The sequence below is a fragment of the Tolypothrix sp. PCC 7712 genome, assembly GCF_025860405.1.
Lineage (GTDB): Bacteria > Cyanobacteriota > Cyanobacteriia > Cyanobacteriales > Nostocaceae > Aulosira > Aulosira diplosiphon.
On sequence record NZ_CP063785.1, the window covers coordinates 1,165,291 to 1,188,691 of the forward strand.

Annotated in this window: 20 protein-coding genes; 8 read left to right on the forward strand and 12 right to left on the reverse strand. The window is 41.6% G+C overall.

What is annotated here, in order from left to right; genetic code table 11:
- Positions 1–46 precede the first annotated feature (46 nt).
- Positions 47–1,327, reverse strand: a complete 1,281-nt coding sequence (gene serS / locus HGR01_RS04585; RefSeq protein ID WP_045872726.1) for a serine--tRNA ligase — start codon at positions 1,325–1,327, stop codon at positions 47–49.
- Positions 1,328–1,436: 109 nt separating this feature from the next.
- On the opposite strand from serS, the gene HGR01_RS04590 reads away from it, so the two are divergent.
- On the forward strand, positions 1,437–1,589 hold the full coding sequence (locus HGR01_RS04590; RefSeq protein ID WP_155539478.1) for a hypothetical protein: 153 nt from the start codon (positions 1,437–1,439) through the stop codon (positions 1,587–1,589).
- Here the strand turns inward: HGR01_RS04590 and HGR01_RS04595 are convergent.
- Both HGR01_RS04595 and HGR01_RS04600 read right to left on the reverse strand, forming a co-directional pair.
- Positions 1,576–2,151, reverse strand: a complete 576-nt coding sequence (locus HGR01_RS04595) for a DUF3611 family protein (protein WP_045872587.1) — start codon at positions 2,149–2,151, stop codon at positions 1,576–1,578. The two genes, HGR01_RS04590 and HGR01_RS04595, sit on opposite strands and share 14 nt — an antisense overlap.
- A gap of 12 nt (positions 2,152–2,163) precedes the next feature.
- Positions 2,164–2,367, reverse strand: a complete 204-nt coding sequence (locus tag HGR01_RS04600; protein WP_155539476.1) for a hypothetical protein — start codon at positions 2,365–2,367, stop codon at positions 2,164–2,166.
- A 388-nt stretch (positions 2,368–2,755) separates the two neighbouring features.
- Between HGR01_RS04600 and HGR01_RS04605 the strand changes: the two genes are divergently transcribed.
- The gene (locus HGR01_RS04605) at positions 2,756–3,103 is read left to right on the forward strand and encodes a PadR family transcriptional regulator (protein ID WP_045872586.1); all 348 of its coding nucleotides are present in this window, start codon (positions 2,756–2,758) and stop codon (positions 3,101–3,103) included.
- 67 nt (positions 3,104–3,170) lie between these two features.
- On the forward strand, positions 3,171–3,701 hold the full coding sequence (locus tag HGR01_RS04610) for a cofactor assembly of complex C subunit B (RefSeq protein ID WP_045872585.1): 531 nt from the start codon (positions 3,171–3,173) through the stop codon (positions 3,699–3,701).
- Positions 3,702–4,120: 419 nt separating this feature from the next.
- On the opposite strand, the gene HGR01_RS04615 is transcribed toward HGR01_RS04610, so the two are convergent.
- A complete protein-coding gene (locus tag HGR01_RS04615; RefSeq protein ID WP_045872584.1) occupies positions 4,121–4,438 on the reverse strand; it encodes a DUF3155 domain-containing protein in 318 nt (105 codons plus the stop codon).
- Positions 4,439–4,719: 281 nt separating this feature from the next.
- Here HGR01_RS04615 and HGR01_RS04620 point away from each other — a divergent pair, with 281 nt between their 5' ends.
- Entirely contained in the window at positions 4,720–6,051 is a 1,332-nt protein-coding gene (locus HGR01_RS04620) for a GAF domain-containing sensor histidine kinase (protein WP_045872583.1), read from the forward strand.
- Between the two features lie 98 nt (positions 6,052–6,149).
- Here the strand turns inward: HGR01_RS04620 and HGR01_RS04625 are convergent, their stop codons facing one another.
- Together HGR01_RS04625 and HGR01_RS04630 are read right to left on the reverse strand one after the other, a co-directional pair.
- Positions 6,150–7,391, reverse strand: coding sequence for an S-layer homology domain-containing protein (locus HGR01_RS04625; RefSeq protein ID WP_045872582.1), 1,242 nt, complete (start codon positions 7,389–7,391; stop codon positions 6,150–6,152).
- Between the two features lie 365 nt (positions 7,392–7,756).
- Positions 7,757–8,449: a hypothetical protein gene (locus tag HGR01_RS04630; protein WP_045872581.1), complete on the reverse strand. Its 693-nt coding sequence runs from the start codon at positions 8,447–8,449 to the stop codon at positions 7,757–7,759.
- A gap of 1,355 nt (positions 8,450–9,804) precedes the next feature.
- On the opposite strand from HGR01_RS04630, the gene sbcC reads away from it, so the two are divergent.
- Complete coding sequence (sbcC, locus tag HGR01_RS04635) at positions 9,805–12,831, forward strand: exonuclease subunit SbcC (protein WP_045872580.1); 3,027 nt, start codon at positions 9,805–9,807, stop codon at positions 12,829–12,831.
- A 145-nt stretch (positions 12,832–12,976) separates the two neighbouring features.
- On the opposite strand, the gene HGR01_RS04640 is transcribed toward sbcC, so the two are convergent.
- On the reverse strand, positions 12,977–13,417 hold the full coding sequence (locus HGR01_RS04640; RefSeq protein WP_045872579.1) for an SRPBCC family protein: 441 nt from the start codon (positions 13,415–13,417) through the stop codon (positions 12,977–12,979).
- 372 nt (positions 13,418–13,789) lie between these two features.
- Between HGR01_RS04640 and HGR01_RS04645 the strand changes: the two genes are divergently transcribed.
- Entirely contained in the window at positions 13,790–15,448 is a 1,659-nt protein-coding gene (locus HGR01_RS04645) for a mechanosensitive ion channel (protein ID WP_045872578.1), read from the forward strand.
- A gap of 307 nt (positions 15,449–15,755) precedes the next feature.
- Here HGR01_RS04645 and HGR01_RS04650 read toward each other — a convergent pair whose 3' ends face one another.
- Together HGR01_RS04650 and HGR01_RS04655 are read right to left on the reverse strand one after the other, a co-directional pair.
- On the reverse strand, positions 15,756–15,938 hold the full coding sequence (locus HGR01_RS04650; protein WP_045872577.1) for a hypothetical protein: 183 nt from the start codon (positions 15,936–15,938) through the stop codon (positions 15,756–15,758).
- 68 nt (positions 15,939–16,006) lie between these two features.
- On the reverse strand, positions 16,007–16,402 hold the full coding sequence (locus HGR01_RS04655) for a hypothetical protein (RefSeq protein WP_045872576.1): 396 nt from the start codon (positions 16,400–16,402) through the stop codon (positions 16,007–16,009).
- Positions 16,403–17,234: 832 nt separating this feature from the next.
- Here HGR01_RS04655 and HGR01_RS04660 point away from each other — a divergent pair.
- A complete protein-coding gene (locus tag HGR01_RS04660; RefSeq protein ID WP_045872575.1) occupies positions 17,235–18,086 on the forward strand; it encodes a neutral zinc metallopeptidase in 852 nt (283 codons plus the stop codon).
- A 145-nt stretch (positions 18,087–18,231) separates the two neighbouring features.
- On the opposite strand, the gene HGR01_RS04665 is transcribed toward HGR01_RS04660, so the two are convergent.
- Both HGR01_RS04665 and HGR01_RS04670 read right to left on the reverse strand, forming a co-directional pair.
- Positions 18,232–18,570, reverse strand: a complete 339-nt coding sequence (locus tag HGR01_RS04665) for a hypothetical protein (RefSeq protein ID WP_045872574.1) — start codon at positions 18,568–18,570, stop codon at positions 18,232–18,234.
- A 34-nt stretch (positions 18,571–18,604) separates the two neighbouring features.
- The gene (locus tag HGR01_RS04670) at positions 18,605–21,124 is read right to left on the reverse strand and encodes a cyclic nucleotide-binding domain-containing protein (protein ID WP_045872573.1); all 2,520 of its coding nucleotides are present in this window, start codon (positions 21,122–21,124) and stop codon (positions 18,605–18,607) included.
- Positions 21,125–21,313: 189 nt separating this feature from the next.
- Between HGR01_RS04670 and HGR01_RS04675 the strand changes: the two genes are divergently transcribed.
- Positions 21,314–21,649 carry a XisI protein gene (locus HGR01_RS04675; RefSeq protein ID WP_045872572.1) on the forward strand — a complete coding sequence of 112 codons (336 nt, stop codon included), beginning with the start codon at positions 21,314–21,316 and terminating at the stop codon, positions 21,647–21,649.
- 259 nt (positions 21,650–21,908) lie between these two features.
- On the opposite strand, the gene HGR01_RS04680 is transcribed toward HGR01_RS04675, so the two are convergent.
- The gene (locus HGR01_RS04680; RefSeq protein ID WP_096621593.1) at positions 21,909–23,219 is read right to left on the reverse strand and encodes an IS701 family transposase; all 1,311 of its coding nucleotides are present in this window, start codon (positions 23,217–23,219) and stop codon (positions 21,909–21,911) included.
- Between the last annotated feature and the right edge of the window lie 182 nt (positions 23,220–23,401).

Here is a 23,401-nt window from a genome sequence, read left to right on the forward strand (position 1 = left end):
TGTACTAATGACTAACGACAAATGACAAATGACAAATGACAAATAACTACAACAACTCACGCCCTAAATAAGGTTGCAGCACTTCTGGTATGCGTACCGTCCCATCTGCTTGTTGATAATTCTCCAAAATTGCTGCCATTGTTCTTCCTACAGCCAAGCCTGAACCATTTAAGGTATGCAAGTACTGAGTACCTTTCTTCCCTGCTTCTTTAAAGCGGATATCAGCCCGTCTTGCTTGGAAGTCAACAAAATTGGAACAGCTAGAAATCTCCCGATATTTGCCCGAAGAAGGTAACCAAACCTCTAAATCGTAGGTTTTAGTAGAAGAGAATCCCAAATCCCCAGTGCATAAATTAATTACTCGGTAAGGTAATTTCAAAGCCTGTAAAATAGCTTCTGCATTTCCCACCAGTTTTTCTAGTTCGTCAAAAGAAGTACTGGGATGAACAAATTTTACCAATTCCACTTTATTGAATTGATGCAGGCGAATTAATCCCCGCATATCTCGCCCATAACTCCCAGCTTCCCGACGAAAACAGGGAGTGTAAGCGCAATGATAGATAGGCAATTCTTCCGCCGTGAGAATTTCTCCCCGGTAGAGGTTAGTAACTGGGACTTCTGCTGTCGGAATTAACCACAAGTCATCATCGGCACATTTAAAGCTTTCTTCCGCAAACTTAGGTAACTGACCAGTAGCTGTCAGAGATTCACTATTTACCAAAATCGGCGGACTGACTTCTACATAACCAGCCTCAGTCTGACGCGCTAGCATAAATTGAATTAATGCCCTTTCCAGCGCTGCACCAGCACCTATTAAGTTTACAAAGCGACTTTGGGCAACTTTAACAGCCCGCGCCACATTCAGAATACCGAGCTTTTCGCCAATTTCCCAGTGAGGCAAAATATTCTCATTTTGCGGAATATACTCATCACCCCAACGCCGGACTTCTACATTCTCTTCTTCACTTTTGCCAATGGGTGTGGAGTCGCTAGGCAAATTAGGGAGTGCAAGTACTAGTTGCTCAATTTCAGCTTTTAGGGCTTTTTCTTGCGGTTCAAGTTCGCTCAGTTGAGTTTTGATAGCGTTCCCCTCATCCCGCAAAGATTGAATTTCTGGAGACTGAGGATTGGTTCCAGATTTAATCTTTTGCCCAACTATTTTACCAACTTCGTTGCTACGGGCTTGGAGTTGATTACGCGTAACTTCCAGTTCCCGTTGTTTTTGATCTAACTGCAATATTGCTTGAATATCGTATTTACCACTACGACTATTCAATCGTTCTTCAACTAGTTGGGGATTTTCCCTTATTTGCTTAATATCCAGCACAGATTTTTCTTTTATTTTTTGCCTAGTATCTTCTGCCAACACATCAGCATATCCTGATTTTGGTGCGACATAACAGGATTTGCAATACAAAATTTAATTAAATTGGGGATTGGGGATTAGGGACTGGGGACTGGGGACTGGGGACTGGGGATTGGGGATTGGGGATGAGGGAGATGAGGAGGAAATAACAAATGTCTACTCCCCATTACCAATTACCAATTACCAATCCGCCATGCCCCATGCCCTATTTAAGGTTTATTAATCCGATTCAGCAGCCAAAGTGAGGCTACCAGTCCGCCAAAGTGAGCCATGACTGTGTTTGTATTAGCTTGGACAACAAACATATCCAAGCCACTGATAAATGGTTGGTTGCCTTGAGGAGAAAATAAAAATTGAGTTTGGGTAATTGCCCTGGCTGCTAAAGTCCCCACAATCGCCTGTGCGCCCAACAGAGTTAATAATATTCCTACTAAACTCACCATTACCCCTAAGCGCAAAACTTGTATAGTTTCGCTTTTACGCGGTCGATTATTGGCATTAGCCGATAGTAGTTGAGCGCCTAGTCTGGTATAACGGAAAGCTAAATAAATGCCTACACCCAAGGAGACTAACCCACAAATAGCCAAAAAGATACCAAATCCTGCTCCGGCATTATTACCTGAGCTACCAGGCCTTTGGCTAGAAATGGCAAATAGTAACAGAATTACACCAGAAACTACACCTAGTACTAACTGTATCCAAAAACTAATCCAACCTGTCAGCCGGAACTTTTGGCCAATTGCCCGAATATTAGAAGACGATGTTGCGTCAGGATTTTGTGACATACTGGTAACGAATTATCTAGGCGCTGCATAAAAATTGGGCATGGGGCATGGGGCATGGGGCATGGGGCATGGGGCATGGGGCATGGGACATGGGGCATGGGGCATTGGTAATTGGTAATTGGTAATGGGAATTTCTCCCCTTGTCCCCTTTTCCCCTTGTCTCCAGTCCCCAGTCCCCAGTCCCCAGTCCCCAACCCCATATTCTAAGGTCTGCACTGGTAAATTTATTGTAAAAAAAGTGTTTATTAACTTTTTACAGACAAAACTGCATTTTACCTGTAAAATTTCTTCGATGGCATCTTATTGCTACAGCAGTTCTAACCAGCTCGGCATCACTTGACACAAAGATGTTGGCTTTGCCAATATCTTAAATTGCTCCTCACCACACCGTCTTGAGCTTGGGTAGGAACGTAAAATCCTGCGTTCCTGAACTCACACACTCGTCCCACAACTGTCAAGAACGTGGGTTACCGTTTAATGTTTACGCTTTGAAAATTTTGCCTAAGTAGCTTTAGATACTGGTACAAGTGCCGGAGTATCAGTATATACTGACTACAAGCATTGTAGATCTCACCTTAAGGCATTTTTTAGCCATCCACTAACCATGAAACTTGAGGATATATATCATTTCTTTGAAAATCCTCCGCCAACTTACCTCTGTCAGGAACTAGCAGTTTGTTACATTCTGTACGTTTTACTACAAGGTGAATCATACGGAACCGAGTTGATCCAGCGCTTGGAGACTGAATATCCTACCTATCGGCTTTCGGATACCGTACTGTACAGTGCAATTAAATTTCTCGAAGACCAAAGGGCAATAACTGGGTATTGGAAGAAGCTTGAAGGGCGGGGCCGCCCAAGGCGGATGTATCAAGTTTCTCCAGAATGGCAAGTTCAATCACAAGAATTAGCCCAGCTTTGGCTAGAGTACATCAATCCGAGAACAAATTAACGAATAATTAAATATTGAGAATGAAATGAATAAGTCTCCTCCAATCAAATAGTACTTTTTTTTAGTTATGGATACTGCTATTCTGCCATCAACGTTCCTACTGACCTTATTGTTATCGGTTGGGCTGTTTTTCTTTATTCGTGCTTCCACGAAAGAACGCACGCAGACAGCGCAACTGATATCTGAACAAGATGAAGCTAGTTTGATGCCTCAATTACAAGAGTATTTTCGCTCTCGGTCTTATCGAGTGGCAGCGCTAGACCGAGAACAAAACCAAGTGACTTTTGAAGGGTTTGTGCAACCAAGCTGGTTTTTAGCGGTGTTTTTGACGCTGTTAGCAGCTATTGGCTTGCTTTGCTTGTCACTGGTTTTGGCAATACTTTTTCCAAGTTTTGGGACTCTGTTTTTGGGGTTAATTCTGCTGTCCCCTTTGAGTGGTATTTTTTATTGGCAAAAAGCTGGAAGACTTGAGAAGGTGTCGCTCAAACTGGAAACTATCCCGAATCAGCAACACTCCTCAAGTACAATTACTGTGACTGGCCATCGTGACGAACTCACAGAGTTGCAGAAGGCTTTACAGTTAAAACCATTTAAATAAATTTTGATTTTTTTTGGAATTTTTTGCACATCTCACAATTATGGGATGCTGCATCATATCCAATCTTTTCCGGAAAAAGAGTTTTAACAGTTGAATATACAAGCTAGAAGTTATGAATATTCCCTACGAGGTAGGATCGTAGGGAATATTCTATACCTTTTGAAAGAGCGTCCTGAGCAATCTACCGAATGAACGCACAATTTCGCTCCCGCTTGTAGATACTTTTTGCACTATGCTGGCTTCTTTCTATATCATGCGATTATCAACCAACCTATGCAAACAAGTATGGTTTGAAAATCTCTCCTGGCAAATTAGCTACAAACTTAAAAGAAATTGGAATTTTTGCATAACCAGAGCAATTTTGCCAGTTAAATGATTGTCAGAAGTCGCATAAAATGCGTAAGATAACCACTGATAGTTTAGCGACCAGCTAAAGCCAATGCTTCCTGACCAGTAGGAGATTCTAAAGTCCTAAGGCTGGGAAACAAGAAATGGTTCTCTTCTACGTATTGAGCACCAAACAGACCTTTTTCTGCCCAGAAATAACGGTCTGTAGTGTGTTCATTACGTTTTACTAGTAGCAATGCAGGTGGCGCGATACCTTCAGCTTGAATAAATTTTCTTGCTGCTGTCACAGGCTTTTCTTCGCCACTCTCGATGCTATATTGAGGCACATGTTCTAGGATTCGCCGCCCTTCTTGGCGACGACGACTTTTCCGCTTCCGTCTCCTTGCCAACCTATTTTCCTCCTCTTTCAAGCTATAGATTGTAGTGATAGCTACAAAATCCGTCGTAATTATATAGGTTCTAGTTCAAAAAATCAACCGTTTTTAAGGCTTTGATACAACTCAATTAATGTGTGAAAAGCTAGACAAATCAAATTTAGGGAAATATATAATTCCCTGAACCAAACCATTAGTAAGAAGATTTAGTTAAGCTTTATTAAATGAGCGAGGAACAAATTCCCCTCTTCTTTAATTTACCCTTAAATTCTATAATCTTGAGCAAAATCTGAAAAATGTTAATGTCTGCCAGTTCTGATTTTGTTGCTCTATGCCGAGAGCAAATAGCATTGTTAACCCAAGGGCTAGGAGCATCGTTAAGTGTTGTCTACTTAACACAAGAATTGGTGGGGTCTCCTACAGGTGAGGCAAAACTGATTCCTGTAGTGGTATATCCAGAGACGGCTATATTAAAGCAGGGTGAGGAGACTGCTGAGGTGAAAACACCTAAGCACATGAAAATCAGCAATGTTTTAGCTTTACCGCAATATCGGGGACAAACATTGCCGGATGATGGGGAATCATCAACTTCGCCACAGGATTCTGAAGCATCAGAGGAATACCTACTGAGTGAAAACCAAATTGTTTTACCCTTGAGTCATGAGGGTGTGATGATGGGGTTACTCGTGACGGGTAGAGAAGATAGGGCATGGAATGAACAGGAGCAAAGTCAGATTCAAAGCATAGCCCAAAGTCTAGCGATCGCCTGTATTTTAGATCAACGTCGAGCTTGGTTACAGCAGCAATTGCAACAACAACAGATTTTGCAAGAACAGCAGCGCGATTTGCTAGATAATCTCTTGCACCAGTTTCGTAACCCCTTAACAGCAATTAGAACCTTTGGCAAACTGCTAATGAAACGCTTGCGTGCTGGCGACCCGAACCGCGATGTAGCTGGTAACATCATCCGAGAAAGCGATCGCCTGCAAGAATTATTACTACAGTTTGATCAGGTCGTTGATTTATCAGAAGCAGATTTAGCACCTCTCCCACTTCCAGAAACTCAAGTAGTAGAAGCTACTCTGCAAAAAGAATCAACGAAGCCACCCTTGTTATTACCAGGAACAGGAGAAAAAGAAGCTGATTGTGCTTTAGCAGAGTTATTAGCGCCATTATTAGTGTCAGCTAAAGCAATTGCTCAAGAAAGAAATTTACAGCTAATTACTAAAATTCCCCGAAATTTGCCCTTAGTCCGTGCCAACACTAAAGCATTACAAGAAGTATTAAATAACATCATTGATAATGCATTGAAATACACGCCAGCAGGAGGCAAGATTTTCATTCAAGTAGGGCAAGAACAAGATAATTTACAAGGAATTGCCATTAGTGACACCGGGCCAGGGATTCCATCAGAAGATTTAGCACATATTGGCGAACGTCATTACCGAGGAGTACAGGCGCAAACAGATATCCCTGGTACAGGTTTAGGATTAGCGATCGCTAAACAGTTGATCGAGCAAATGCAGGGTAAAATCGAAGTTTTTAGCCCTGCAATTAATTCCACCATCGTCTCACCCAAAGCACCGGGGACGACGTTTATTATTTGGTTACCAGAAGTTGAAGGTTAGTCATTTGTTTTTTGTCCTTTGTCATTTGTCTTTTGTTCTTTGTGAATCACCAACGACCAATGACCAATGACTAATGACCAATGACCAATGACCAATAACTATTTGAGCGATAACAACAGGTTCTGATTGATAGTCATTTGTAGGTCGGTGTCGGGGTCGATGGCGATGAGGTCTACACTGTTCTTACCGAAGAACAAGCCTATCAAAGCACCGATACCAGCGCCGCCGAGAACTTCTTCTGTAGCGATCGCGCGATCGCCTGTGACTGCAGATACAGCAGCAGCAGCTCCAGCGCCTAGGACGGTATCTTTAATGATGCTTCCTGTACTAGTCCCCTTGTTGACGGTTTCTGTCTTGGTAATGACCTCAGAGGTGGCGCTAACTTGATATTCTTGGCCATTGGTCAATACTAGTTTTTGGGCGACGAATTGAGAACCGCCTTGTGCTGGTTTGATTTGACCAACTACCTGACTACCAGCCGGAATGACCACAACACCATCTTGGGTAATGACGTTTTGGGCTACGGTTAGGGTTAAAGGTGCAGTCTCAGTTTTGGTAACGAGAATTTTTTGCGCCTGATCGTACTTCACAGGAATAGCAGTTCCTTGAGGAATGGTGACTGCTACAGGTGTGGGTGTGGTAGATTGAGCCACCACAATGTAAGGCGAGTTAACAGCAGAGGCTTGATTGGAACTAACCAACGCTTGATAAATAAACGCTGCTACCTGCGCTCTTGTGGCGGTGGTTGTAGGATTGAGGAACTTCACATTGGGATAGTTCACGACAATTTGTTTTTCTGTAGCAGCTGCGATCGGACTCCGAGCGTAGTCAGCGATATTAGAAGCATCGTTGAAATATTGCAGAGTGCTTTCAATATTGCTACTAGGACTATATTCCAAACCGTTGGCGAGGGAAACTAGAACCTGCTGACGAGGAATTGCTTGGTTAGGTTCAAAGCGGTTACCGGGATATCCTGACAAGAAACCGATGGTATAAGCTTGCTGAATAGCACTAGCTGCCCAATAGTTGCTGGGTACATCTGTAAAGTTAATTGCTTGCCGTTGTGGAGATTTTTGGAAAGCTTTGTTAACCATAGCAGCAAATTGGGCGCGGGTAACTGGTTCTTCTGGACGGAAACTACCATCAGGAAACCCAGCAATTACTCCTCTTTGTGATAATTGTTGAATAAATTGTGCTGCCCAATAATTAGAATTAACATCAGAAAAAGTAGTTTGTGCAAAAGAAGGAGCAGCTGTAATTAAAGGTGCTACTGTAGCAGTTGTAATACTTAAAGCCATTAATGCAGCTGTTCCGGATTGCCAACGATTTAAAGCAAACATAGAGTTTTAGTCCAATATAATTTATTTGTTTTTCTGTTACTTACCTAGACAATTGATGGATGCTAATGTTCCTAAGTATTCTGCCTTTTTATAAAACCGTGACTTAAGTCACAGTTCGTTATTAAAGCATCTAGATAAAGTTAAAAACTGCAATACCAATAGTTTGATTTAAGCGTTAACCTAAGCAAACATTAAGGTATAGTATTGAGTTTTGATTGTTTATATTCAAGGCAAGATAAAATTATCCGGATGAAATAGAATTAGCCGGATAAAAGAGCTATTAAAAATTAAGCGATCGCACACATATAAAAAGTGGCGATCGCAGATTAGGGATGATTAAATTCAATACTGAAAGCTAGTTGAGTCTAGTAGCGGGATAATAGCAATCTAGAGTTCAATGTGATACCTAAATCCTGTTCAGGACGCAAGACGAAAACATCAGCTTGGTTTTTCCTTAGCAGTACACTTGCTCCAGCACCAGCCGCCGCACCAATAAGAGGTTCTAAAACTTCAATTTTGCGGTTACCTGTAACTAATGAAATTAAAGTTGCAGCACCAGCACCAATAGCAGCATCTGTTAAAATACTGCCTGTATCAGTTCCTTTAGATATTTTTTCAACTTGGGAATATGTGCGAGAACTAGCACTAATTTGCTGACGGCGACCAGAAGCAAATACTAATTCTTGAGCGACAAATCTCACACCTTGGTTATTGTTATTATTTCTGTCGCTAGAATAAACGCTACCGAGGTTTACAGGTTCTAGTCTACCAACAACATCAGTTCCACGAGGAATTAATACGTTCCTGTTATTATCGATAATATCACTGGCGATTTTGAGTGTTAGATCCATTCTTTCGCCGGGCTTAACAATTACTTTTTCTTTTTCGTATGTAACAGGAAAAGTTACATTAGCAGGAATAGTAACTGTTCGGGATTGGTTAATATTATATTGGGCACTAGCAGGAGCAGAGGCAAATAAAGGCGCGATCGCACCTGTAGTAATTGCCATTGCCATGAGTGCAGCAGTTCCAGTTTTCCAACGATAAAGGCGTGTCATACTAGGGGTTTCCGTTTAAGTCTGAGAGATTTTTAATGACGCATATTTACTGAATTTGTTTCAGCATATTTTGAAACCTGTCTATAGGGATATGCCGTAGGTAAAGTAGTTCTAAGACGCGCAGTATTTGCGATCGCTCTTCAGCCGTTATAGGCTGCTAATACGCGTCTATTAATTAGTTCGCTATACATATATGATATCTGACGGCAAACGTGGTCAGATTGTTCCTGAGGGTTGATATTTGCTAAAAAAAACTGGTGATGACAAAAATAGTCAAATCGTAGGAAATATATAAATACAGGATTTGATAAAGATATTTGGCGATGTCTTATTCTCATCATATCTCTATAGGATTCATATTTGATTTTTGGAATTTACGTAGTAGTGGCGTGTCTAGCCTTAGATGTTGCAATAAAGATTAATTTTATCCGCGTTTATCTGCGTTTATCGGCGGTTAATTTTTTCTAGTAGCAACTTAAAACAACTGTAGCAACGTACTGGTTTTGCTACATGGTATTGAGATTTTTTCAAAAATCAAATCTGAATTCCTATACTCCAGTCATCAGTAATGCATTGCATTTTATACTGGCAATTAAGTTTAGGGTAAAAGCATAAGGGGAAGAGTTAAAGGTTTACTCCCTTTTCCCTTTCACTTTTCCCCCTTCACCAACTACTATTAACTCCACATCTATATATAGTGACTTGTCTGGGTTGGGATTTTTTAAGATTAATTACAAAATTCCATGCTCCGACTATTGTGAGAAAACCTTGGCAGAAAAAATTGTCTGATAGTAGCCTTTATTAGACTTGACAATGTGACAAACTAGCTGCTCAATCTGGGAGATTACAATTTTTTTGTCGTCAAGGGAAAATATTTTAGTCAACTCTCACCATACTGCTACGGCTCACTCAATTTGCAGTTGTGATTCTTCTACTACCCATGCATAGCCGACGCAAGCAGAGGTTTATTTGATTTTTCTGGGTAAATGTGAAATGCTTTAGCCAGTTCTCCCTAGCCAAACTAGACGATGAATATTTGCCTTAACTTGGCCGTTTATTCGATTGTCAAACAAGTCAAAAATCAAAAACCTCTACTTTCCCAACTAGCAAATATGCTTACCGAGCTTTCTTCTTAACCAACAGGGGTAAATATAGGCGCATCTTGCAAGGAGTTTAATTTTTCTTTGCGCTTTACAAAAATCCTTTAGCCAACAACAAAAAACTGCTGATTATGATGTTAAATTTTGTAAAATAGAAGTCTTCAAGGCTAGAATACACATATATAGATAGTTAAACTAACAAGAAGTGCATCTTTACTGTTAATTATTAAAAGTAAATGTGGCCCAATAGCCTCAATGATCCCAATACAACTAATTCTCAAAAATTTTCTCAGTTACCGTGATGCAACTTTAGATTTTCGCGGTTTACATACAGCTTGTATTTGTGGTTCCAATGGTGCGGGTAAATCTTCCCTTCTGGAAGCAATCACTTGGGCGATTTGGGGTGAAAGCCGCGCCGCTGCTGAAGATGATGTTATTCATACAGGCTCTAAAGAAGTTCGGGTTGATTTCACTTTCCAAAGTAACCAACAAAAATATCGAGTGATTCGCACCCGCGTGCGGAGTGGAACTAGTGTTTTAGAATTCCAAATCGAAACGCCTAATGGTTTTAGTCCTCTGACTGGCAAAGGAGTGAGGGCAACCCAAGATTTGATTCTAGAACATATCAAGCTGGATTACGATACTTTTATTAATTCTGCTTACTTACGTCAAGGGCGGGCGGATGAATTCATGCTGAAGCGCCCGACGGAACGCAAAGAAATTTTAGCGGAGTTATTGAAGCTGAATCAGTATGATGATTTGGAAGAACGCGCTAAGGAATCATCCCGTCAGTTTAAAGCGCGGGTGGAAGAATTGGAACGTTCTTTAGAGTCAATTAAAATTCAGTTACAACAGCGTGAAACAACGCAAGCGCAAAAAGTTGAGTTAGAAGCAGAACTTAACCAACTGCAACAAGTGCAAGCTTTTGAAACGATTCAATTACAAAGTTTGCAGGTTGTACAGCACCAACGCCAAACAAAAGTAGAACAACTAAATTTTGTAAGACAACAATACCAAAATCTGACTCAAGATTGCGATCGCCTACAACAAGAGCAGTTAGCTGTTAAAAACCAAATTGCGGAATTAGAAAAGATATTAAGCCAAGAAGCGGAAATAAAAGCTGGATATCAACAATATCAAACATTACAATCCCAGGAAGAAGCGTTTGCTAACAAATTCGCGGAATTTACCCGCGCGCAACAAAACCGTCAACAAAAGCAACAGCAGCTTACCAAACAAATTAATGAAATTGAACGCCAACTGCAACAAGCGCAAGCTCAATTAGAAGCTTTGCAGCAACAAGAACGGGAAATTCAGCAAACCCTTACCAAATCTGGTGAGGTAGAAGCTGGTTTGGCGCAACTCACCGCCGCGCGTCAAAGAGTAGCGCATTTCGATCAGTTGCAAATGCAAGTGTCTCCCTTGTTACAACAACGCGCCACTTTACAAAGCCAAATAGATAGATTCCATGCGGGTTTGGTGGCGCGCTTAGAACAGCTAGCAAATACAGAAAATCAACTCCAACGACAACAACATCGCCAACCACAACTGCAACAGGCTGTGATGGATGTGGCTATTCAAATTGAGGAATTGGAGAAAAAGCGGGTTTATTTGCAACGTGTACAGGAGAAAGGACAAGAAAGACGACATTTTATTGAACGGCTACAAGCGCACCAAAGAGATTATGAAAAACTCTTAGGAGAACTAGAGCAAAAACTGCAAATGCTCCAGACTCCAAATGCGCTGTGTCCCCTGTGCGAACGTCCCCTTGATGAGCATCACTGGGATCGAGTGGTATCTAAAACTGAAGAGGAATTAAAAGATACACAGGGACAGTTTTGGGTAGTTCGCGAACAAATGGCTGTATCTGATAGAGAGATTCAAGTCCTTCGGCAAGAATACAGAGATATTCATCAGCAATTAGCCAGTTATGATACCTTGCGCGAACAACGGGGACAGTTAGCCGCTCAGTTAGAAGCTACCAGCGATGTGCAGCAACAGTTACAACAAATTGCGGCAGAAAAACAACATTTAGAGCGATCGCTCCAATTAGGTGATTACGCCCCCGACAAGCAAGCCGAACTACAGCAGCTAGACCAATATCTGCAAAAACTCAATTACAATGAACAAGACCATGCCCTAGCCCGTAGCGAAGTCGAGCGTTGGCGGTGGGCAGAAATTAAACAAGGGCAGATTAAAGACGCAACTAAGCGGCAAACGCAACTAGCAGCACGTAAGCCAGAATTAGAAGCAACTATAGCCCAATTACAAACCAGAATCCAGCAAGAGCAAGTAAATTCTGAGTGCGCCCAACAAATCGCCGCCCTCGATCGCTATATTACAGAACTAGGCTACAGCCCTGAGCAGCACAATCAATTGCGAATGGCTGTGAAGCAAAATCAAGCTTGGCATTTGCGCTATCAACAAATGCTCTCAGCCCAGCAACAGTATCCCCAACTACTGACGCGATCGCAAGAATTAGCAGCAGCCAAAACTGCGAGATTGACAGAACGGCAAACCCTAGCCAGTCAAATTGACAGCATTAGCGAGCAATTAGCAGAAACTGCTAACCCAACAGCGCAAATTCAAACATTAGAACAGCAACTCCAGATTCGCAGACGACAACTCGACGAACAAATTGCCAAATTAGGGCGTTTGGAACAGTTGGCTGTACAGCTAGAATCGCTGCAAATTCAGTACGAACAGCAGCAACAGCAATTACAATCCACCAAACAGCAACAACGCGTCTATCAGGAATTAGCGCAAGCTTTTGGTAAAAATGGTATCCAAGCATTGATGATTGAAAACGTCTTGCCGCAGTTAGAAGCCGAGACAAATCAACTACTTTCCCGACTCAGCGCCAATCAACTGCACGTACAATTTATTACTCAAAAAGCTGGACGTAATGGTAAATCAACTAAGAAGAATGTCAAGCTAATAGACACCTTAGATATTTTAATCGCTGATGCCAGAGGCACAAGATCCTACGAAACCTACTCTGGTGGAGAAGCCTTTAGAATTAACTTTGCCATTCGCCTCGCCCTAGCCAAACTCCTAGCGCAGAGGGCAGGAGCAGCATTGCAATTGTTGATTGTCGATGAAGGATTTGGCACACAGGATGCCGAAGGATGCGATCGCCTAATTGCAGCCATCAATGCGATCGCCTCTGATTTCGCCTGTATCCTCACCGTCACCCATATGCCCCACTTGAAGGAGGCTTTCCAAGCGCGGATTGAGGTTGATAAAAATCAGGAAGGCTCGCACGTGCGGATTTTGACTTGAGGACTGGGGACTGGGGACTGGGGACTGGGGATAAGGGAGATGAGGGAGATGAGGGGGATGAGGGAGAAAAAACAATTACCAATTACCAATTACCCATTACCAATTACCAATGCCCCATGCCCCATGCCCAATGCCCTATGCCCATTCACATCCTTTCCGCCACCTGTTTGAGCCGAATTAGTTGCGCTTGCATATCTTGTTTTGTCCAAGCGGCGGCGAAGGTATTGAAACCCCAACTGACTAAGGGGTTGGGGATGTCGAACTCAAAACGATTGATTAGCTGCGTTCCCTTTTCTAGGGGTTGACATTCCCAGCGATCGCGTCCTTGGAAAAATCCTTTAAATTCCCAAACCACTAAACCTGGTTGTCGTTCTGCGACAACCGTTTTTAATGTGGGTTGAATTACTGGAATTTGAATAGTGAAACGGCTTTGGCTCCCAACATCCGTACTCCAGACTTCACCCACAGGTTCGCAACGTAAAACCGGATTTAGCCAGCGATGCATAAGAGTTAAATCGGTAATACAATGCTCCACTACCGTAGCTGGGGCATTAATTTGAATCGATTGTTCCAGAACTTGGGGCATATGGTTGATGCAGCTTTTGCAATTAGAGTAACTCAAAATGGGGACTGGGGGTTGGGGACTGGGGACTGGGGAACTCGGGGCCCCCTCTGGGGATAAGGGGTAATGGGGACTGGGGACAAGGGGAAATAACAAACACCCAACTACCAATGACAAATGACCAATGACCAATGACAAATGACCAATGACCAATAACAAATGACAAACCCTGAAGATTAAAAATTACTCAGGATACCAATGTCAAAGATACTTTTACTGGTACATTGTTAGGCTAAATACTCGTGAACTTACGGGGATAAAGGATTGAGTAAGACAATCCATGTCAGAACACTGAAGTGTTTTGGCGTAACAATCAACTTTTAATTCCGAAAAACCATGAATACAACTTGGCTAGGAATAACCCAGGTATTAGATATTGGTTGGTCAATCAGGGTGCAGCAGCTTTTGGCACAATCACCAAGCCTACCACCGGAACAATCGGTGGTTAATCAAGGGATTGGTGAGGTGCGAGGAATTGTAGACCAGATAATTCTGTTTACACCTCGCTTGCTAGGAGCAGCAGCCATTCTGTTAATTGGTTGGCTAATTGCTGCAATTATTGCCGCAGTCACTAGGGGAATCCTCAATCGCACTGATATAGATAACCGCATCGCTTCAGGAGTAACAGGCCGGGACAATGTTCCCAATGTGGAACAATTAATCTCCGGCTTAGTTTTTTGGAGTATTATTCTTCTGACTGCGGTAGCTGTTCTACAGACTTTAGGGCTAGAGGTAGCTTCTCGACCATTAAATAATTTTGTCGATCAGCTTGCAGGGTTTTTGCCAAAGTTGTTTGGTGCAGCAATTCTTTTGGGCGTTGCTTGGTTATTAGCTACCGTTGTGAAGCTGGTAACGATTCGGGGACTACAAGTGTTGAGGTTTGATGAGCGTTTGAATCAACAAGCGCAAGATGCTGACTCTACACCAGGACTGAATCAGTTATCTGTTACAGAAACAATTGGTAATGCTCTGTACTGGTTCATCTTTTTACTATTTATTGTCCCGGTGTTAGATACTCTGGGGCTAAGGGAAGCATTACAACCAGTCAAAGCTCTGATTACAGAGATTTTGTCAATTCTGCCCAATATTTTAGCTGCAACATTAATTGCGGCTGTGGGTTGGTTTGTGGCTAATCTCATTCGTCGGGTTGTTACCAATTTATTGATTACAACTGGAATCGACCATTTGGGTAGTCGTTTTGGACTTTCGCCCAATGTCGGAGCGCAACCACTGTCGAATATTCTCGGCACTGTGGTTTATATTTTGATTTTGATTCCTGTTGCGATCGCAGCACTGAATGCTTTGAAAATTGAGGCGATTTCAGTCCCTGCGATCGCCATGTTACAACAGGTGCTTAATGCCTTACCTGCAATTTTTACAGCCATCGGCATTCTGATTATTGGCTATTTCTTGGGAAGGTTTGTCTCGGAAGTCGTCACGAGTATCCTTACCAGTTTAGGCTTCAACAACATTTTTTCAGTGCTGGGTTTGCCATCTCCAAGACGAACAGCAGTCTACACGGAAGCCGGCGCACCAGTAACTACACCCACCCGTACCCCATCAGAAATTGTCGGTATTATTGTCTTCGTCGGCATTTTACTCTTTGCGACGGTAGCAGCTGTCAATATCCTCAATATTCCTGCACTCACAGCGCTAGTATCGGGAATCTTGATTATATTCGGCAGAATTTTATCGGGATTAGTGGTATTTGGTATTGGGCTATTCTTAGCAAACCTAGCTTTTAGCATCATTGTCAGCTCCGAAAGTGCCCAAGCCAGGATTTTAGGACAAGTAGCACGGATTGCCATCCTGACTTTAGTCTCAGCAATGGCACTGCGACAGATTGGCGTAGCCAGCGATATTGTAAATTTAGCATTTGGGCTTTTACTCGGTGCGATCGCAGTGGCTATTGCCCTAGCTTTTGGTCTTGGCGGTCGAGATGTAGCCCGCGAACAAGTTAAAGAGTGGTTAGACTCTTTTAAGAGTAAGGGCTAACCAACATAATTACTAATTCGTAATTCGTAATTCGTAATTAAACTAAGGGTTAGAGGAAGCGAACTCTATAGGTTGCGCTGTTATAGGCGGGGTTTCAATCCAAACCGATAACGTAATTACAAATTAGTAACTCCGAATTACGAATTGTTAATGTTTTTCTCGGCAGTTTGTCTGCAAATCTCGGCACTTGCTACTAAAAGCATGACAATCTAAGAAAATATCTCGGCAAATCACCTTGAGATATTAAAAGTTAAAGCTTTGAACTTGGTTGTTCAACCATAGAAGTTGACATTCCGAGTTCAAAGCTTCAATTTTGCAGTTCCAAGCTCGACATTTCTATTTTTAAACTAGAAGTTTCTAGTTTCAAGCTCGACATTCCGAGTTCCAAGCTCGAAGTTTCTAGTTTCAAACTGAAAGGTTCTAGTTCCAAACTCGAAGTTTCTAGTTTCAAGCTCAAATGAATGGGTAATAAGTGAGAATTCCCACCCATTACCCATTACCCATTACCCATTACCCATTACCCATTACCCATTACCCATTACCCATTACCCATTCCACTTATCGTCCAACAGAGTTAGAGATATCTCTACCTGCTCTAGCTGCGCTATCTTTTACACCGCCAGCAGTTTCCTTAGCACCTTCTACATAGCCGGAGCCGAATTCTTTCAAAGCTTCACCTGATTGTTGACCAATCCGTTGCAATCGTTCGCCAGGATTACCTTTTGTTTCGCGAGCTTCGCGGTTCCATTGTCCTATAGTTTTTGGTCTTTGAGCATCATTTTGTTCTACACTTTCTCGAACTTGCTGGCGTAACTGTGAGTTACTGCGTCCAGAATCAACATTTGTGGTGAGTACAATCAAACCAACTACAGCCACAGCCAAAAACCGCTTGACCTGAAGTCCTTGAAACAGAGAAGTGATTTTTGCGATCGCGTTAGAAATCAAATTTGTCATCCCAATACTCCGTTGGTGCATTCTTAATTTTTTTCAGACCTTCGCAATATCATTGGCTCACTCTAAATTCAGTTAATGACATGATAAATAAGCTGATTTTCTAGATGTCATCAACTTAAAGTTTAATTATTTTAGAGATTAAGTAATGCAATCTGGTGCAATACTGCCTATTTTGAAGCAAATTGTCTGTTTTGATTACAAATTCCAGACTAACTGTAAAAAAATAATAATTCCTCTAACAAAAGTCAGAGGTTGCTTCTAAATAAGCAATACTTATTTAAGTCTGTGGTATGGCAAATATCTGATTTTGCAACTGAATCAAGCAAAATAAATTTCAATTTTCATACACATGATTAATTCTTATTGAGCCTCTGTTGATTAAATAAGAGAAAAACCACAAAGGTATATCTTGGTAGTAAAATGCAGATTATTGTAGCTGCTGCGATTTGTCTATTAAACCAAAATCTCAAAAAATATATCTCTAGGCTTATTCCTGAAGAAATATGGAATATATAGTGGGCAATGGTGCGTTACGGCTAAATTTAATTGTCTCTGTGTCCGAAATCATTTCGTAGCCGTAACACACCCTACATTTTATAAATGGTCTTTAAATAAATCTGTTTTAGGGTTGATGATAATTTGAATTTTAAATTTTGAATGTTTAATTCCCTCTTCAGGGGTACAGTATTGCTTTCCCTTGGGCGGAAGATTTTGGTCTTTATAAATACTAATATCTTTGCTTAATTATGCTGCTTTCTGTATGCGGTGTTCCGCTATAGGAATCTGCATTTTCTCACTGCTGCCAGGTTAAGTAATTTGGAGACTTGAAGTTATGCGCTGGGAATTTGGGCGAAGAAGTACCAATGTTGAAGACAGGCGAGGAGCTAGGATTTCGGCTCCTGTGGTGGGAGGTGGTATCGGAGCAGTTATTTTATCTGTGATAGTTGCTTTATTAGGTGGCGATCCTAGCGTCATTTGGGAGCAACAACCAAGCGATCGCCCTGACTCGCAATCTTCCCAAACCCAACGTTCCGCAAATAGCGATCGCATGGCTGATTTTGTTTCCGTTGTCCTCGCAGATACAGAAGATACCTGGAGCAGCTTGTTTCAGCAACAAGGAAAAACTTATCGGGAACCGACTTTAGTTTTATATTCGGATGCGGTGGAATCGGCTTGCGGCTTTACGCGATCGGCTGTTGGGCCTTTTTATTGTCCTAGCGATCAAAAGCTCTACATAGATTTAAGCTTTTATGGGGATCTAAAAAATCGCTACCAAGCACCAGGAGATTTTGCCCAAGCTTATGTAGTTGCTCATGAAGTTGGACACCATGTCCAAAATCTCATGGGAATTTCTCAACAGGTACGAACCTTGCAGCGTCAAGCTGATGAAGTAGAAGCCAATCAACTTTCAGTGCGCCAAGAATTACAAGCTGATTGTTTTGCTGGAGTTTGGGCATATCATGCCGATCGCTCACGTCAAATTCTAGAATCAGGTGATATTGAAGAAGCGCTCAATGCTGCAAGCAGTATTGGAGACGATCGCTTACAAAATCAAGCTAGAGGATACGTGATTCCTGAATCCTTCACTCACGGTAGTTCGGCTCAAAGAGTCCGTTGGTTTAAACGCGGTATTCAAACAGGTAATCCTGAACAATGTAATACTTTTAAAACCACAAATCTTTAAAATTTAGGGAATAATCAGCTAATTGAGGCGGTTATCATAACTAATCCAAAATCCAAAATCTAAAATCCAAAATTGTATAAGGATGCTCAAATACTCGCTAAAGCTTTGCTCCAGCGAGTTGATCTGAGCTGATCAAATCGCCAAATTAGCTGTCAATTAACTTGAAGCCCCAAGGTTTGAGGGCTGCTTTGGCTATTTCTTTATCTATACCTTCGTAAGCTTCCCATTCAAATGGGTGATCTTTAGGATGTCCTTCGCCAACATTACCCGCAACTTTAATTATGGGACAGTTAGCCAAGCGATCGCGCTCCAGTCGTTTTGGCAATGCTAATTGGACTTTGCGCCCAATAAATTTCGATACACTTTCTTTAGCTACAGATTCACGGATTAAACAGATATCACCAGCCATACCCCAAGTAGTTTGGTAGATATAAAAGAAAGATATGTAGGTTTGTGGCTTTAGGGATCTTTTGATAACTTGCATTACTTGTAATCCTTACACAAGACGGAAAAATTCGTTAAAAAACGATAATCATCCACATACTAACAGCCAGCCCAATCGTTGCTAAATGTTGCCAGAGTAGGGCTTTCAGCGGTTGACGTGCGATGTTTTGCGTTAATACTACGGTTAGCAACACGGATATAATCAGGGTGCTGCCTTGCAGAAAGTCAATTACTGCGGGGTGTGCTATCAATACGGGTAACTGTTCTCCATTTAAACCAAAGGTAGCAAAAGTTACAGGAAGAATTCGCCCACCTTCTCCTAAACCTAAACGCAGATAATGGGCAAAGTTACCTCCTAATACTAATGGTAGGTAACCATAAGCAAGCTCAATAAATTTTTTAGGTTTTCGTCCAGAATTAAACAGTTGCGTGAAGCCGTAAGCTAGTAAGCAAATCGCTGCCGGAATAATCAACACTACCACAGACAATCCTAAATGCTGCCAAAAAATTGTTAAATCTAGGTTTAAACCTAACCAAGCTTGTAATTCTGGCAAGCGATGCAGATATATACCACCCAAGAGCAAAAATAACAGCGCTACTTCATAGTTATGGGCAACATGAGTTGTCCAGAGTTCAATTCCTGGGGGACGTAAGTTAAACTCGACGGAACGATGGGGACAGGCTTTCAGGCAGGTCATGCACAGGACACAATCTTTGTTATCTTCTAATTGTGCAGGATGGGAGTACAAAGGACAGCCGTTGGTTTCCATGCCCTCACCTTTTTGCGGCCCGCCTTTGTAGCATTGGTAAGTCGTACAACTGGCGGAACAAATTCCTTGCTGGGCGCGGAGTTCTGTCATTGAGAGTTTAGCAAATAATCCATTCATGCCGCCGATGGGACAAAGATAGCGGCACCAAAACCTGCGCTCAAACAGGGCGGAAAATATCATTGCCCCAGCGGTGATTAATAGCAGCAAGCAACCCGAAAGGTAAGCTGTATCTTCTAACTTCCAGAGTTCTTCCCATAAGAAAATCAGGGTAAATAGCCCAAATAAAAACCAGCCACCCCATTTCTCAGCTTCTTCTCGTGGCCAGCGCTGGAGTTTTCGCGGAAACAACTTCAGCGATAATTTTTGCGTAATTTCACCGTAAATCATAAACGGGCATACAGAACACCAGATGCGCCCCAGAAAAGGGAAGAGGAAAAGAAAGAACGGCCACCACCAAGCCCAAAACAGATTTAAAGCAAAATTGCGATCGCGTGTTTGAGGGCCAATAAATAATACACCAAGCAAAAAAGCGAAGGCTGCAAAGGTAAAACCATAATTAATGCGATCGGGCCACCAGTCACTACGTAAGAACCTCCGCAAACCAGGATAAGCATTTAATAAATTAACGCGAAATTGCTTTTTCTGGGGTTCGGCTGACCAAAAGATTTCTTCTGTGAGTTCTTTCCCTTCTCCTACTTGGACGATCGCCCGTTCCACTAAATTTTTCAATTCTTTAAGATTACCCGGGAAGTCGTAAGTCTGTAGGCGGCGTAAGGCTTCGGGGGTAATATGCGGTTTGGATAAACCGCGCGCACGGCTGTAGAGACTGATGTAATATTCCACCTGTGCTTTAATATCAGCTTTGCGTACCCGCAGAGGCGGTACTTTCATTACATGACCGATACAGCGCTCAATCTGAGAATCAGCTTTTTCAGAAACAATAAGAATTCTGGCTTGACTGCTACGTGGTTCCGCTTTGGGTTCTCCCGGACGACTAATAGGAGTATATGTATTTGTAGTGAGTAAATTGGCGACTTCCGGTAATAATTCTGTTGGCAATTCTTGGAGATTATTGAGAATTAAACTACCTTCCCCTAACCATTCCAATAATCCTGGTTTTCCGCCAGCGCGTCCGAATAACTCTGCGCCACTGGTTTGCAGAATACCACAATTGATTTTAATAATTGGCTCTCGCCGCTGCGGAGAACTAAAGTGAATTAAAGTCGCAATATTATCTTTTTCTAACCCAGGTTCGCCAAAGATTTCTACAGATTTGCGATCGCTGCTAGCTTCTCGGATTTGCTCCCGCAAACGTATAGCATACCGACTTGTACCCACAATTCCCCGTTGAGCCTTGGTGACTAAATATGGTCGCAAAGCTACAGCACGTTCTTGTTCATAGCTTAAAGCCGATGTTACCTCAGCCAATTCTTGCGCCAATAGCCGGAAAAAAGCTTGATTAATTTCTGGGTATTGAGTGACTAAAGCGCGAAATTTATCCGCAGGTACAACCCATAATTGACATTCTGAGAGGGTAGTAATTGCAAATGGTGTTGATTCATCTAACAGTAATTCTTTGAGGTGAATCACTTCTCCCGGGAGAAATCCCCGAGGTAAGGCTGAGTTAGTTTCACTAGGTTCGCTTTCTAACTGACCACTTTGGACAACATAAAGTGCTTGCGGAGGAGAACCTTCGCTTACTAGAGTAGTGTTAGCTGGCACAACTTGTAACTCCATCACCTGAGCGATCGCTTCTAAAACCGTAGGTGAGAGAATTTCTAAAGCTGTACGTTCTTGTAGCCACACTGTATCTGGAGATGTCATCATCAGTTTCTCCATGCAGGCTGCTTACGGTATAAAAGGAATTATCCCTGATAATGGAATAGCTGCGTGATGAGTTGGTCAGATCTCCCAAATCTCTGGGTTCCCTTGGCAATGTTAGGTTTAATTGTGATCGCGGCGGTGTTTTTTAGCCGTAGCGGTTAATTTTGTAATCTCAGAAGATGAGAGGCTATGGAGAAAATAGAACAGTATCGCCAAAGTATCGAAGAACTGTTAATTTCTCATGCTGATTCTGACTCTAGTGATTTAGATATAGAATCTCAGTTAATTCTTGATACAAAAAACGCTCATTACCAGTTATTAGAACTTGGGTGGGAGGGAATGAAGCGAATTTATAACTGTGTAATGCACTTAGACATCAAGGATGGCAAAATTTGGATTCAGCGCAACATGATAGATGTTGATATTGCCCAAGAATTATTAGAGATAGGTATAAAAAAAGAAGATATTGTGTTGGGATTACATCCACCTTATAAGCGTCCCTATACAGGATATGGTGTGGCTTAGGAAGTGCGATCGCGTAATTTAATCTACGCAGTTTATCTTATATTATTGGTAACAAAACCCTATTGTATATGAGGACAAATACAAAATAGAAGCTCTTAACTAGTGCTGTAAAGCACTAGCAACAAGTAGCATAAACGCTCCCTACCTCGGGCTATAAGATATAATTTGAACTCAGGAAACTAGATAGCAACTGTAACGTCAAAGAAACTATCTGAATACTCATTCGCTATCAGGATGCACTTAACCCTCTTTTGTCACTCTAGGCAGAGGAAAAGTAGAAATCAGGGTGAATCAGGGATATAAAAATTGAACTGGTGAGGCTATAAATAATAGATTGAAGTTTAAAAAAACCCAAAGCTAATTGAGGAATAGGAAAAACCGTTAACCAGGGATATATCAGATTAAATAAAGTAAAAGGTTGAATAATCAAACGAAGATTGTTAAGAATGTTCTTCCAGCCATTTCCATTATCCCACCAAGGATGTGAAACAAATTTTGACTCTCGTTGTGATGGAGACTGAAACAGTTGCTCCGAATGCAGACTAACCATTAAATAAGCACTGCAAATAATTTCCCACCATCGCTCAATATCTGGGTAGTGAGTCAGGCGAAAATCTGACCAACCTAATTCATTCTTACTTTGTTTTAACCCGTACTCGACCCAAGTTCTTAAACCGTAAAAATTTCCAACTTCTCTTGGCGTAATGTCTGGATATTTACTCATCACATACCAAGTAGTGTTATCAGGCAAATTTTCTGGATCTGTAGTAATTTGCCAATATCTAAGTTCTCCACGTTTTCCCGGAATAATTTCTCTAATAAATCGATTTTCCCGACTCAAGTCAGAGAATACCCTTTGAAACTTCTGCCACTTTAAATATTGAATATGTTGTCGTGGAAGTATTTCTACATAATGATTTGACCGAATCGCTACTATATAGTTCAAGTTTAGTTCATCTAATACAGATATGAAATTCTTACCACTCTCTCCATATAAGCTATCTGCAAGTACTAAGTTGAATTTAAAACCCATTGATTGTAGCTTTTTTATCAGTATTGCTGCTATTTCTGGTTTAGTGCGGTACTTATCTCCTGCCTGTAATCTTTCCCTGGGTTTATACACTTCAAACAGTAATGGAAATGTCATCCCACAGAAAACACCATATACTGTCACTGCCACAATTCCATTATCTGTTTTTCCCAAATTTCCTATATACTGCCGTTTCACATAATCTGTCTTGCTCCCTTTCTTTTTATCCCCTGTCTCATCAATAATTAAAATGATTGGTCTACCTTTTAGCACTTGTAAAATTAACTCTAACCTTAAGGTTCTTAACTTTTCTATATCCCAAGGTGATGTAGTTAGAAAATGATGCAACCCTTGCTGGTTATCTAATCCTACGATTTTTGCTATTTCTGGCAATGTTTTACGTTTTAGATCAGAAATGCAGCCTACATGGAGATATTTAAAAGCCTCGAAACTCCTAACATCTGGAAACAGACTTTTATACCACTGGCAATATTCGTCCACAAATTTGACTGTTGGTGCGGCTGGACGGGGCTGTACCATGCTCTGTGTCTTGGTTCTAGCATTTTTACCTTATTATACTACTGCCAGAGTGACAAAACAGGGTTAATATTTAGTAACCTCAGCGTCACCGCTACTAGCAAAGTAGTACGCAAATTTAAATAATTCCCGAAAAATTATCACTATTAAGTGCTTATTCCGGAGAATTGGGATGAGTAGCTAGT

Bases quoted from the DNA above. Each gene is read 5' to 3' on its own strand.
- HGR01_RS04595 (WP_045872587.1), bottom strand. From the start codon at position 2,151: ATGTCACAAAATCCTGACGCAACATCGTCTTCTAATATTCGGGCAATT.
- HGR01_RS04605 (WP_045872586.1), top strand. From the start codon at position 2,756: ATGAAACTTGAGGATATATATCATTTCTTTGAAAATCCTCCGCCAACT.
- HGR01_RS04610 (WP_045872585.1), top strand. From the start codon at position 3,171: ATGGATACTGCTATTCTGCCATCAACGTTCCTACTGACCTTATTGTTA.
- HGR01_RS04620 (WP_045872583.1), top strand. From the start codon at position 4,720: ATGTTAATGTCTGCCAGTTCTGATTTTGTTGCTCTATGCCGAGAGCAA.
- HGR01_RS04625 (WP_045872582.1), bottom strand. From the start codon at position 7,391: ATGTTTGCTTTAAATCGTTGGCAATCCGGAACAGCTGCATTAATGGCT.
- HGR01_RS04630 (WP_045872581.1), bottom strand. From the start codon at position 8,449: ATGACACGCCTTTATCGTTGGAAAACTGGAACTGCTGCACTCATGGCA.
- sbcC (WP_045872580.1), top strand. From the start codon at position 9,805: ATGATCCCAATACAACTAATTCTCAAAAATTTTCTCAGTTACCGTGAT.
- HGR01_RS04640 (WP_045872579.1), bottom strand. From the start codon at position 13,417: ATGCCCCAAGTTCTGGAACAATCGATTCAAATTAATGCCCCAGCTACG.
- HGR01_RS04645 (WP_045872578.1), top strand. From the start codon at position 13,790: ATGAATACAACTTGGCTAGGAATAACCCAGGTATTAGATATTGGTTGG.
- HGR01_RS04650 (WP_045872577.1), bottom strand. From the start codon at position 15,938: ATGGGTGGGAATTCTCACTTATTACCCATTCATTTGAGCTTGAAACTA.
- HGR01_RS04655 (WP_045872576.1), bottom strand. From the start codon at position 16,402: ATGACAAATTTGATTTCTAACGCGATCGCAAAAATCACTTCTCTGTTT.
- HGR01_RS04660 (WP_045872575.1), top strand. From the start codon at position 17,235: ATGCGCTGGGAATTTGGGCGAAGAAGTACCAATGTTGAAGACAGGCGA.
- HGR01_RS04665 (WP_045872574.1), bottom strand. From the start codon at position 18,570: ATGCAAGTTATCAAAAGATCCCTAAAGCCACAAACCTACATATCTTTC.
- HGR01_RS04670 (WP_045872573.1), bottom strand. From the start codon at position 21,124: ATGACATCTCCAGATACAGTGTGGCTACAAGAACGTACAGCTTTAGAA.
- HGR01_RS04675 (WP_045872572.1), top strand. From the start codon at position 21,314: ATGGAGAAAATAGAACAGTATCGCCAAAGTATCGAAGAACTGTTAATT.
- HGR01_RS04680 (WP_096621593.1), bottom strand. From the start codon at position 23,219: ATGGTACAGCCCCGTCCAGCCGCACCAACAGTCAAATTTGTGGACGAA.